12 protein-coding genes and 1 pseudogene are annotated in these 11,679 nt (G+C 58.8%); 10 read left to right on the top strand and 3 right to left on the bottom strand.

The genetic code is table 11. The annotated features are described in order from the left end of the window. Positions 1-399: 399 nt before the first annotated feature. Positions 400-2,097 (top strand): long-chain-fatty-acid--CoA ligase FadD1, encoded by a 1,698-nt coding sequence (gene fadD1, locus CAF63_RS05260; RefSeq protein ID WP_085606558.1) that lies wholly within the window; start codon positions 400-402, stop codon positions 2,095-2,097. Between the two features lie 165 nt (positions 2,098-2,262). Here the strand turns inward: fadD1 and CAF63_RS05255 are convergent, their stop codons facing one another. Continuing rightward, positions 2,263-2,640, bottom strand: a complete 378-nt coding sequence (locus CAF63_RS05255) for a hypothetical protein (protein ID WP_007951149.1) — start codon at positions 2,638-2,640, stop codon at positions 2,263-2,265. A gap of 197 nt (positions 2,641-2,837) precedes the next feature. On the opposite strand from CAF63_RS05255, the gene CAF63_RS05250 reads away from it, so the two are divergent. From CAF63_RS05250 to def, 3 genes are all read left to right on the top strand, one after another. Beyond that, on the top strand, positions 2,838-3,029 hold the full coding sequence (locus CAF63_RS05250; RefSeq protein WP_085683659.1) for a CsbD family protein: 192 nt from the start codon (positions 2,838-2,840) through the stop codon (positions 3,027-3,029). A 177-nt stretch (positions 3,030-3,206) separates the two neighbouring features. Beyond that, positions 3,207-4,157, top strand: a complete 951-nt coding sequence (locus CAF63_RS05245) for a YihY/virulence factor BrkB family protein (RefSeq protein WP_085683658.1) — start codon at positions 3,207-3,209, stop codon at positions 4,155-4,157. Positions 4,158-4,159: 2 nt separating this feature from the next. After that, a complete protein-coding gene (gene def, locus CAF63_RS05240) occupies positions 4,160-4,699 on the top strand; it encodes a peptide deformylase (RefSeq protein WP_007951144.1) in 540 nt (179 codons plus the stop codon). Between the two features lie 110 nt (positions 4,700-4,809). Here def and CAF63_RS05235 read toward each other — a convergent pair whose 3' ends face one another. Further along, entirely contained in the window at positions 4,810-5,226 is a 417-nt protein-coding gene (locus tag CAF63_RS05235) for a GNAT family N-acetyltransferase (protein ID WP_085683657.1), read from the bottom strand. Positions 5,227-5,563: 337 nt separating this feature from the next. Between CAF63_RS05235 and CAF63_RS05230 the strand changes: the two genes are divergently transcribed. The 6 genes and pseudogenes from CAF63_RS05230 to CAF63_RS29160 all read left to right on the top strand — a co-directional run bounded on the left by CAF63_RS05230 (position 5,564) and on the right by CAF63_RS29160 (position 10,892). After that, the gene (locus tag CAF63_RS05230; RefSeq protein ID WP_085683656.1) at positions 5,564-6,505 is read left to right on the top strand and encodes a fatty acid desaturase; all 942 of its coding nucleotides are present in this window, start codon (positions 5,564-5,566) and stop codon (positions 6,503-6,505) included. A 7-nt stretch (positions 6,506-6,512) separates the two neighbouring features. Continuing rightward, on the top strand, positions 6,513-7,304 hold the full coding sequence (locus CAF63_RS05225) for a phosphate/phosphite/phosphonate ABC transporter substrate-binding protein (RefSeq protein WP_085683655.1): 792 nt from the start codon (positions 6,513-6,515) through the stop codon (positions 7,302-7,304). Between the two features lie 127 nt (positions 7,305-7,431). Further along, on the top strand, positions 7,432-7,977 hold the full coding sequence (locus CAF63_RS05220; RefSeq protein ID WP_085683654.1) for a sigma-70 family RNA polymerase sigma factor: 546 nt from the start codon (positions 7,432-7,434) through the stop codon (positions 7,975-7,977). Then, on the top strand, positions 7,974-8,987 hold the full coding sequence (locus tag CAF63_RS05215; protein ID WP_085683653.1) for an ABC transporter substrate-binding protein: 1,014 nt from the start codon (positions 7,974-7,976) through the stop codon (positions 8,985-8,987). The genes CAF63_RS05220 and CAF63_RS05215 overlap by 4 nt, the downstream gene beginning before the upstream one ends. Before the next feature lie 585 nt (positions 8,988-9,572). Continuing rightward, a pseudogene (locus CAF63_RS29165) lies at positions 9,573-10,343 on the top strand (PAS domain-containing protein); the annotation flags it as partial. Positions 10,344-10,352: 9 nt separating this feature from the next. Further along, positions 10,353-10,892: a methyl-accepting chemotaxis protein gene (locus CAF63_RS29160; protein ID WP_371320920.1), complete on the top strand. Its 540-nt coding sequence runs from the start codon at positions 10,353-10,355 to the stop codon at positions 10,890-10,892. An 85-nt stretch (positions 10,893-10,977) separates the two neighbouring features. Here the strand turns inward: CAF63_RS29160 and CAF63_RS05205 are convergent, their stop codons facing one another. Then, a complete protein-coding gene (locus tag CAF63_RS05205) occupies positions 10,978-11,544 on the bottom strand; it encodes a hypothetical protein (protein WP_085683651.1) in 567 nt (188 codons plus the stop codon). Positions 11,545-11,679 lie beyond the last annotated feature (135 nt).

Here is an 11,679-nt window from a genome sequence, read left to right as displayed (position 1 = left end):
TAAACTTGCTCGGGTCGTATTCGCACTACTAAAGGGGCAGAGCGAATACCAGCCGAAAGCAAGTTGAGGGTTGCCCCTCAACCATAGAATCTCCCACAGGTTCACTAATGATCCTGTGGGAGCGAGCCTGCTCGCGATTTTTGTTTCAGGACCCCGAAAACCGGGACTTTCAAGGTGTTATAGGATTTTTGCTCTAAAATGACTGCCAGTGGTTCTTGAGTCATGAAAATGACTGTAGGGGCCGCTTTTGGCTCTAGTCGACCCTTGGCAAAGCTGCTACTCTCGGCGCGCTTTGTGACTTCTCGGCCTTGTAAAAAGCCAGACTCACCAATAAACAAACACCAATAATAATCGCATCAAATGCGGTGCTGAATTCGCGTTGCTGAGGAGTGGGCTTCCATGATCGAAGACTTTTGGAAGGATAAGTACCCCGCTGGAATTGCTGCCGACATCAATCCAGACGAGTACCCGAATATTCAGGCAGTGTTGAAGCAATCCTGCCAACGCTTCGCCGACAAACCGGCGTTCAGCAACCTGGGCAAGACCATCACCTACGGTGAACTGTACGAATTGTCCGGTGCGTTTGCCGCTTATCTGCAACAGCATACCGATTTGCAGCCCGGTGATCGAATCGCCGTGCAACTGCCCAACGTGTTGCAGTACCCGGTCGCCGTCTTCGGTGCCATTCGCGCCGGGCTGATCGTGGTCAACACCAACCCGCTGTACACCGCGCGGGAAATGGAACACCAATTCAACGACTCCGGTGCGAAGGCGCTGGTGTGCCTGGCGAACATGGCGCACCTGGCCGAAGCCGTGGTGCCGAAAACCGGCGTCAAACACGTCATCGTCACCGAAGTCGCCGACCTGCTGCCGCCGATCAAGCGCCTGCTGATCAACAGCGTCATCAAGTACGTGAAGAAAATGGTCCCGGCCTATCACCTGCCAAAAGCCGTCAAGTTCAACGACGTGCTGAGCAAGGGGCAGGGCCAGCCAGTCGCCGAAGCCAACCCGGACAGCGGTGACGTCGCGGTGCTGCAATACACCGGTGGCACCACCGGCGTGGCCAAGGGCGCGATGCTCACCCATCGCAACCTCGTCGCCAACATGCTGCAGTGCAAGGCGCTGATGGGTTCCAACCTCAATGAAGGTTGCGAGATCCTGATCACCCCGCTGCCGCTGTACCACATCTATGCGTTCACCTTTCATTGCATGGCGATGATGCTGATCGGCAACCACAACATCCTGATCAGCAACCCGCGTGACTTGCCGGCGATGGTCAAGGAGCTGTCGAAGTGGAAGTTCAGCGGCTTCGTCGGCCTCAACACGCTGTTCGTGGCCCTGTGCAACAACGAAGGTTTCCGCAAGCTGGACTTCTCGGCGCTGAAAGTCACCCTGTCTGGCGGCATGGCCCTGCAACTGGCAGCAGCCGAGCGCTGGAAAGCGGTCACCGGTTGCCCGATCTGCGAAGGTTACGGCATGACCGAAACCAGCCCGGTGGCCACGGTCAACCCGATCCAGAACATCCAGATCGGCACCATCGGCATTCCGGTGCCGTCGACCCTGTGCAAAGTCATCGACGATGCCGGTGTCGAGCAGCCGCTGGGCGAAATCGGCGAGCTGTGCGTCAAGGGCCCGCAAGTGATGAAGGGCTACTGGCAGCGTCAGGAAGCCACCGATGAAATGCTCGACAGCGAAGGCTGGCTGAAGACCGGTGACATCGCGCTGATCCAGCCGGACGGCTACATGCGCATTGTCGATCGCAAGAAAGACATGATTCTGGTTTCCGGTTTCAACGTGTACCCGAACGAGCTGGAAGACGTGCTGGCGGCCTTGCCGGGCGTGTTGCAGTGCGCGGCCATCGGTATCCCGGACGAAAAATCCGGCGAGGCAATCAAGATCTTCATCGTCGCCAAACCGGGCGTCACCCTGACCAAGGAACAGGTGATGGAGCACATGCGCGCCAACGTCACCGGCTATAAGGTGCCGCGTTCCGTGGAGTTCCGCGATGCGCTGCCGACCACCAACGTCGGCAAGATCCTGCGTCGCGAACTGCGCGACGAAGAGCTGAAGAAGATCAAGGCGAAAAGCGCCGCGTAAAACAAAAAGCCCCGCAGATGCGGGGCTTTTTGTTGGCGGTTCACTGTTGATCGTTCCCACGCTCCGCGTGGTAACGCATCCCGGGACGCTCTGCGTCCCTGCCGTGCTGGACGCGGAGCGTCCGGGGCAGCGTTCCCACGCAGAGCGTGGGAACGATCATAGGGTTTACTGGCGGAACGGCGCGAAGTTCACATTGGTGCCTGCCGGGCGCATGTCCTGCAGGTACGAGTCCTTGTCGGCGCTCAGTTCCAGGCTCAGGGCTGCCTTGCGTTTGCCTTCGTTGCGGATCACCAGGCCTTCGAGCTTCTCACGCAGGAACACGGTCGGCACTTTCAGGTGCAGCAGCTCGTCGGTGGCCGGGGTGTGCATCAACAGGTGAATCCACTCGTATTGACCGATCGCCAGGCGCGACACCGGCAAGTCGAACCACCAGATGTTGCGGTTGCGGTTCAGTTCGGCGAAGTGGCAGTTATTGGTGCCGAGCACGGCACCGCCCAGTTCCTGGTTGCGACGGGCGATGGCCTGCTTTTTATCGAGTTTCATAACATTCCTGCGGGATCGGTTCTGTGGCGCATGGCGCCCTTATGCTGGGCATTCTCGGGGGTACGCTCGCAAACATAAAGCCCAACCTGCATGCCGCGACGAAATGAAGCCCTGAAAATAAATGAAACTTGGCGCAAACCGGGCCAGTCAATCATTACGTACTGACTTTCCCCGTTAATGTTCCAAGGAGAAACACCATGGGCAGCACAGGCGATAAAGTGAAAGGCATGGCCAATGAAGCGGTCGGCAACGTCAAGCAAGGTGTCGGCAAAGCCACCGACAACCAGAAGCTGCAAGCCGAAGGCAAACTGCAGGAAAAGAAAGGTGAAGCCCAGCAAGCAGTGGGCAAAGCCAAGGATGCCGTCAAAAAAGGCGTCGACAAGGCTTGATCGAGCCTTGAACGAAACAACGAAGCGGCCATCCAAGGATGGCCGTTTCTGTATCCTGTTCACATCAAGTCACGGATCCCTGTGTTTCAAAGTCGCCAGGTAAGCTACTTTGATGAGAGAAAAACGGCCCCTGAGTCGCCACGACTTCAACCTGTTTTGCGGCGAAAGGAGACGCGAATGATTTTCCCCGACATGAAAGGCCTGCCCCTGCACCGGGTCATCGTGCGCACCGTCACCGAGTTCATGGACGACGAGATGTCGACCTATGCCTCGGCACTGGCCTACCAGATGCTGTTTTCGCTGTTCCCGTTCATTCTGTTCCTGATTGCCCTGATCGGTTTCCTGCACCTGCCGGACTTCTTCTCCTGGCTGCGCCTGCAATCGGAACTGGTATTGCCGCCCCAGGCGCTGGAGCAGGTCAACCCGGTGATCGATCAACTGCAGCAATCCAAGGGCGGTCTGCTTTCGGTCGGTATCGTCATCGCCCTGTACACCGCGTCCGCCGGCGTGCGCCTGATGATGAGCGCGATGAACGCTGCCTATGACGTGGTCGAGGGGCGGCCCATCTGGAAGCGCTTCCCGCTGTCGATTTTCTATACCGTCGGCATCGCCGGCATGCTGCTTGTGGCCGCAGCGTTGATGGTGCTCGGTCCGCAGGTGATGGGCTGGATCGCCGCGCAGGTCGGGCTGGAAGATTTCATCGTCACGGTGTGGACCATCGCCCGCTGGCCGGTGATCGTTATTCTGATGATGGTGGCCGTGGCGCTGATCTACTACGTGATGCCCGACGTCAAACAGGAGTTCCGTTTCATCACCCCGGGCTCGGTGCTGGCGGTGGTGGTGTGGATCATCGCGTCATTGGGTTTCGCGTTCTACGTCAAGACGTTCGCCAACTACAACGCCATGTATGGCAGCATCGGTGCGATCATCGTGCTGCTGCTGTATTTCTACATTTCCGCTGCTGTGTTGTTGCTCGGCGCTGAGATGAATGCGGTGATCGAACACATGTCCAGCGAGGGCAAGGATCCGGGCGAGAAGGTCCCCGGCGAACTCGATGAACATCCCAAAAAACACGTTTCCGGACTTGGGCGCGATCATTCGCTCGATCCGAACACAGACGAAGCCTGATCATGATCCGTGAAATTCTGAAGATGGGCGACGAACGCCTGCTGCGCATCGCCCCGCCAGTGCCCGCCGAGATGCTCGACAGTCCGGAGCTGTGGCAACTGATCGACGACATGTTCCAGACCATGGAAAGCGTCGGCGGTGTCGGCCTGGCTGCGCCGCAGATCGGCGTCGACCTGCAACTGGTGATCTTCGGTTTCGAGCACAGCGAACGCTACCCGGACGCCGAAGCAGTGCCGCAGACGATCCTGATCAATCCGCTGATCACGCCGCTCAGCCCGCTGATGGAAGAGGGCTTCGAAGGTTGCCTGTCGGTGCCCGGCCTGCGGGGTGCGGTGGATCGTTACCAGCAGATTCGTTACGAAGGCGTCGACCCCAAGGGCGAGCCGATTGTGCGTGTGGCTTCGGGGTTCCATGCGCGGGTGGTGCAGCATGAATGCGATCACCTGATCGGGCGGTTGTACCCGTCGCGCATTACCGATTTCAGCAAGTTCGGTTTCACCGAAGTGATGTTTCCGGATCTCGATCCCAACGCTGACGACTGAACCTGTGGGAGCGAGCTTGCTCCGGGCGGCGTTCCGACGATAGCGGAATGTCAGCCAATTTATTCGCAGCGGATGGACCGCATTCGCGAGCAAGCTCGTTCCCACAGGGATCACCGGCGTTCAAAAAGCTCCATGGCAATCATCGGCTTGCTCCGCGCATAACGGCTCAAGCGCTCGGCCATGGCCTGTGGCAGGGCGGGGTCGAAAGTGAAGCCGCGCCGCTCGTAGAAACCACGCAGGTCCGGATGGCAGAACAGCCACACCGGCGCCTCGACGCCCTTCACCGCTTCGGCGATCAACTGCGCAGCAATGCCTTGCTCTCGGCACGCCGGATCAACGAACAGCCCGGTCAGCCAATGCCCGCCGGACACCGGCCGCAGACACAACGCCGCCACGATTTCCTCCCGCCGCGCCACCCACAATTGCGCCTCGCGCACCGCTTTCATCGACGATTGATGCTGGCGGTAAAACTTGTTCAGCAAGGGCCAGGACAGGTCGTCGAGCTGGCTGTAACGGATGTCGGTCATGAATCGGACTGCCGGTGCAAAAGCCGTGGATTATAAAACAACGTGCTCGCCGGGATAGGTGTATACCTGATCTCACATCCCCTCTGAGTGGAGTACGCATCATGTCCAAAGGTATGGATTCGAAAAAAGCCGCGAAGAAGAAACCGGCCAAGACCGCCATCGAGAAACGCCACGAGAAAAGGGCGAAAAAAGTCGACATCTTTGGCCATTGATCACGCCTTTCGGGAGCCCGGATCCGGGCTCCCGTCTTGTCCTTCAAAACAGCCTGCAAAAATAATCTGCAAGATTTCCCGTTGGTGTTGCACAGAACGATCAGACCCTCGTTCCGAGCCATGCCATGCCTCATTATTTCGACGATACCCATCGCCAACAGATCGAAACCCTGCGCCAGCGCTTCACCGCCCGCACCGAGTGGCCGACCTGGCTGCTGCTGATCGGCGTGTACGGCGGCTGGTTCGCGATTGTGCTGGGCAGCGAGCGGCTCGGCGTCTGGTGGAGCACACTGCTGCTGATTCCGTTGCTGGTGCTGTGGTTGTCGGTGCAGCACGAACTGCTCCACGGTCATCCGACGCGCTGGACCTTCGTCAACAAAGTCCTCGGTTATGCACCATTTGCGGTGTGGTATCCGTACACGCTCTATCGCGACAGCCATTTGCAGCACCATCGCGATGAAGAGCTGACGATCCCCGGCGTCGATCCCGAAAGCCGTTACCTGAGTGCCGAACGCTGGCAGGGCAGTTCGCTGTTCGAGCGCAGCCTGCACTGGCTGAACAAGACCGTATTGGGCCGATTCATTCTTGGTGCGCCGCTGGCGTTGCTGGCGCTGGCGGGTGAAGAACTGCAACGCCTGAAAAACCGTGAGCGCCAGGCCTGGCTGATGTGGCTGAGCCACGGCGCCCTGACCGTGCTGATGCTGTTTTTCATCGCCCGCTACAGCGTGTTGCCGATCTGGCATTACCTGTTTTTGATCAGCGTCCCGGCGCTGTCGATTGCGATGGTTCGCTCCTACTATGAACACCGGCCGCACACACAACCGGAACAGCGTACGGTGCTCAACGAAGCTGGATGGCCGTGGCGCTGGCTGTTCCTGAACCTGAATTTTCATTTGGTGCACCACGACTTGCCGAAGCTTTCGTGGTACGACTTGCCCGAGGCTTATCGCATGCGCCGAGAGCAATGGGTGGCGCGCAGCGGCGGTTTTGTGGTGCAAGGGTATGGGCAACTGTGGCGCCGGCACGGCATCAAACCGATCGACAGCCCGCAGCATCCGTTTATTTGAGGCCACCATGACGTCAGGTTACGCAGAGCTGTTGATGTACATCGCCCCCGAGTCGATCCGCGCGGCGAACGAGCAGTGGCTGGCGCGGATTCTCGAACACCTGGGCCGTTCGCGGCTCGATGCCGATGGCCTGTCGCTGCTGGAACTCTGGCGCTCGCCTGAGTTGCTGCTGACCCAGACCTGCGGCTATCCGCTGATGACCGCACTACGCGGGCAGGTCAGGATTGTCGGCCGTCCGCGCTACGAATTGCCGGACGCCAGCGCCGGCAATCATTGCAGCCTGATCCTTGCCCGCGCCGATGATCCGCGTCGCAATCTGGCGGAGTTCTTTGACAGTCGCGGAGTGATCAACAGCGAAGACTCCAATAGCGGCATGAACCTGTTTCGTCAGCGTCTGGCGCCGTTGCACCGGGACGGGCAGTTTTTCGCCTCGGTCGGCATCAGTGGCGGTCACCGCGATAGCCTGCGCTGGTTGCGCGAAGACCTTGCTGATCTGGCGGCCATCGACAGCGTGACCTTCGCATATCTGGCGCAGTACGCCGTCGAAGAGGTCAGCGGATTGCGGGTGGTGGCACGCAGTGCGTTCAGCCCGACCTTACCCTTCATCACTTCGGCCAGCACGACGGACGAACAGATCGATCACCTGCGCCGGGCGATGAATCGCAGCCTTCAAGACCTACCCGATGTGGCCCGCATCCTCGGTTTGCCCGAAGTATTGCCCGCCAGCGAAAGCGATTACCTCGTCCTGCTGGATTACCAGCGCGAGGCCGAAGAACTGGGTTATGGCCGCTTGCGTTAGCGGTTTCTTATAATTCACTAATGGAATATAAAAATTCTTTTTAAGTATTTTTAACGCATAAGGCACCTTGCTAGGATCGCGCCACCGGACGACCGGACATTCAGCGACCCTTTATCAAGGAGCCCCCATGTCCGGCGCCGACTCATCCCATCGCAATTATGTGAACACGTTGTTTCGCGACCATTACCAGTGGTTGTGCACACGTCTGCGTCGGCGATCGAATGATGCGGCCAGCGCCGAAGACATTGCCGCCGAAACCTTCGCGCAACTGCTCGAAGCCCCGGGCCTGACCGCCATTCGCGAACCCCGCGCCTTGCTCACCACCATCGCCCAACGCTTGTTGTACGGGCGCTGGCGGCGGGGCGATCTGGAGCGTCGGCATCTGCACCAATTGCAACAGGGCGACCTCGATCATGCGCCGTCTCCCGAAGAGCTCGCCGACCTGTCGCAGAGCCTCAAGCAACTGGACCGGACGCTCCAGCGCCTGCCGGGCAAGGTGCGCTCGACCTTTCTGCTGGCCCGCATCGACGGCCTGACCTACCCGCAAATCGCTGCCGAACTGGGCATTTCCCAGCGCTCGGTGAGCCTGTACATGACCCGCTCCCAGGCCCTGTGCAACCGCCACAGCGCCAACCAGACCCTGATTTCCTCCCAGAACAAGAGGTCCGCATGAGATCAATCAAAACCCTGCTCGGCAGTTCGCTGCTGGCCCTGACCCTGACAGCCGGGCACGTTGTCGCCGCGGAAACGAGAGCGCCGATCCACTTCGGTGACATCACCTGGGAAAGCGGCAGTTTCATCACCGAAGTGCTGCGCCTGATCGTCGAAAAAGGCTACGGATACCCGACCGATACGCTGCCGGGCAGCACCGTCAGCCTCGAAGCGGCGCTCGCGAAAAACGATATTCAAGTGATCGGCGAAGAGTGGGCCGGGCGCAGTCCGGCGTGGGTCAAGGCTGCCGCCGAGGGCAAAGTGTTCGGCCTCGGTGACACCGTGAAGGGCGCCACCGAAGGCTGGTGGGTGCCGGAATACGTGATCAAGGGCGACCCGGAGCGCGGGATCAAACCGCTGGCGCCGGAACTGAAATCGGTGGCCGACCTGCCGCGCTACAAGGATGTGTTCAAGGATCCGGAAGACCCGAGCCGTGGGCGTTTCCTCAACAGCCCGACCGGCTGGACTTCGGAGATCGTCAACAGTCAGAAGCTCAAGGCGTATGCGCTGAACGACAGCTTCGTCAACTTCCGCACCGGTTCCGGCGCTGCGCTGGATGCCGAGGTGGCGTCGTCGATCAAACGCGGCAAACCGGTGCTGTTCTACTACTGGTCGCCGACGCCGCTGCTCGGTCGCTTCAAACTGGTGAAGCTGGAAGAGCCGCCATTCGACGCCGAAGCCTGGAAAACCTTGGCCGATGCCAACAATCCCAACCCGAAAGGCACCCGCTCGATGCCGGCGAGCCTGGCGATTGGCGTGTCGGCGCCGTTCAAGGCGCAGTACCCGGAGCTGGTGACGTTCTTTGAGAAAGTCGATTTGCCGATTGATCTGCTGAACCAGACTCTGGCCGGGATGAGCGAAAAGCGCCAGCAACCACGCCAGGTGGCCGAAGCGTTTCTGCGCGATCAACCGCAAGTGTGGACGCCTTGGGTGCCGGGAGATGTGGCGAATAAGGTGAGCGGGAGTCTGTAGTTCTTTTCCGATATTTCTGTAGCGGCTGTCACTCCGTCTTCGCGAGCAAGCTCGCTCCCACAGAGTCCTGCGCATGTTCAGGCAAGCGCAACACCTGTGGGAGCGAGCTTGCTCGCGAAAGCGGTAAATCAAACAAAACACATTCGCTGAACCGTTTCTCGTCCGCTTCCTGTCCGAATTCACTCAATGCTGGCCGACTAGTGGCCTTGCGCAAAGCATTGCGCTGTCTATGCTCATTCATAACTAACTATGTCGAACGCCTTCAGTGTGGTTCGACCGCTAGCAGTTACCGATCTCAAAGCTGCCAGAGTGCGCAATCCAAGGCACCGACACTTGACCGACAAGGAGCTGTTTTTTAAATGGAAGTTCTTCTGCATGTTAGGAATGGCCCGCCCGCGGGCTATCAAGAAAAGGATGTCTTGATTAGAGCGTCGCTGCATGGACTCTTTGATTAATCATCGTTTATCACCTGACAACTTCCTCCCGTGGAGGAAGGCGTGTGCCTGTTCTGTGGAACGTAGTGGTGGATTCTGAAAGACCTGAACTTTCATCAAATCAAAAGAACGCGCGGAAGGTGATAGAAACATGTTCAACCTACATCACAAGGCTGATCTGCAGGAAATCGAACGTTTCAGCTGTGCCCTGACCGAAGCCAACGCCAAGCTGGCGGCGATCAGCCGTTCGATGGCAATGATCGAATTCACTCCCGAAGGCATCGTGCTGGATGCCAATGAGAACTTCTGCAAGACCATGGGCTACAGCGCCGAAGAAGTGCGTGGCAAGCATCACCGGATCTTTTGTGAAGAAGAGTTCTATCGCAGCGAGGAATACGCCAAGTTGTGGCGTGACCTGGCCCGGGGTGAACCCATCAGCGGAACTTTCCTGCGCTTGAACAAGAGTGGCCGGGAGATCTGGCTCGAAGCCAGTTACATGCCGGTGTATGGCCCGGACAAACAAGTCCGCAGTGTGATCAAAGTGGCGTCGGACATTACGGCGCGAGTGAACAAGGAAAAGGAAGAGGAAAGCATGCTGGCCGCGATCGGTCGCTCGATGGCAGTGATCGAGTTCACCCCGGAAGGCAATGTGATCACGGCCAACGACAACTTCCTCAAGACCATGCAGTACTCGCTCAACGAAATCGTCGGCCATCATCACAGCCTGTTCTGTCACCGGGTCGAGGCCGAGTCCGCGCAGTACAAGGCGTTCTGGGCATCGCTCAATCGCGGCGAATATCACTCGCACCGCTTCGAGCGCAAGAACAAGTCCGGGCAAACCGTTTACCTCGAAGCCTCGTACAACCCGCTGTTCGACGCCAAGGGCCGGTTGTACAAAGTGGTGAAGTTCGCCAGCGACATCACCCACCAGATGACCACCTTGCAGACTGCTGCGGAATCGGCCCACAGCACCTCGGTACAAAACGACGCCTGCGCGCAAAAAGGCTCACAGGTCGTGCAGCAAACGGTGCAGATCATTCAGGACATTTCCCGCGACCTCAACGAAGCGGCGCTGAGCATCGATGCGGTCAGCAAGCAGTCGGACATCATCGGCACCATCGTCCAGACCATTCGCGGGATCGCCGATCAGACCAACCTGCTGGCGCTCAATGCGGCCATCGAAGCGGCGCGGGCAGGTGAGCACGGGCGTGGTTTTGCCGTGGTGGCGGACGAAGTGCGCAGCCTCGCGGCGCGGACCAGCCAGGCGACCCTGGAGATTGTCGATGTGGTGCGCAAGAACCATGAGTTGTCATTGAGCGCAGTGTCGAGCATGCAGTCGAGCCTGAGCCGCACCGGGCTCGGCGTGGAACTGGCGAACGAGGCGGGGGATGCGATCCGCGAGATTCAACAGGGTTCGCGGCACGTGGTGGATGCGATCAGCCAGTTCAACGAGACGTTGCAGTTGAACTGACTTTACGCAACATCCGAAAACCTGTGGGAGCGGGCAAGCCCGCTCCCACAGGTGTCAGTGTTTAATCCGATTCAAGCGGCAGCAGTCAGAGTGCGGCGAGAAACTTGTCCGCCGACTCGTCGCTGATCTTGGCCGAGTTGGCGTCTTGTTTGTTCTGCTTCTCGGCTTCAGCCAGCTTCATCTTGTCCTGCAGGCGCTCGGCGATCTCTTTGCCGATGGCCAGTTGTTTCTCCGGCGGCATGGCTTTGATATCGTCTTCGGTCAGGCCCATCTCTTTCAGGATACTGTCGCGCACACGCTGTTCCGGCGTTTTGCTCATGTAGTCCTTGAACTCGTCCAGGGCCGATGAACCTGAGGATTTGGTCGGCGAGGTATCGGAGGTTTGCAGGGCGACACGGGTCTTGGCAAATGCCTCGTCGACGTTGTCGCTGATGCGCGTGGCTTCGCTGACTTGCTGAGTGGCGAGCTGGGTGGCCGACTCTTGCACTTTGGCGGTGGCTTCGGCGGTTTGCGCCTGGGCCTGGTTTTGCAGGGTTTGCAGCATCGCCCCGTGCAGTCCGCCTTGCAGTCCGGCTGCGGCGGTGGAGGTGGCGTCATCATTCAACTGCTTGGGCAGATGAATGATTTGTTGTTGTTTTGCACTGACCAACATGATGAGAGAACCTGTAGGTAATGACTGTCAGTCCTTGGCAGCAAATACCGTGCCCACCAAATAAGTCCTTTTATTTCAAATGCTTGTGATTTTGCGTGAACAGGCAAAGCGGTCATCCCTTGCCGCTGGGCGGCA

This window comes from Pseudomonas sp. B20(2017), assembly GCF_002113125.1.
Classification (GTDB): Bacteria; Pseudomonadota; Gammaproteobacteria; order Pseudomonadales; family Pseudomonadaceae; genus Aquipseudomonas.
This window is presented reverse-complemented; position numbering and strand designations above follow the sequence as displayed.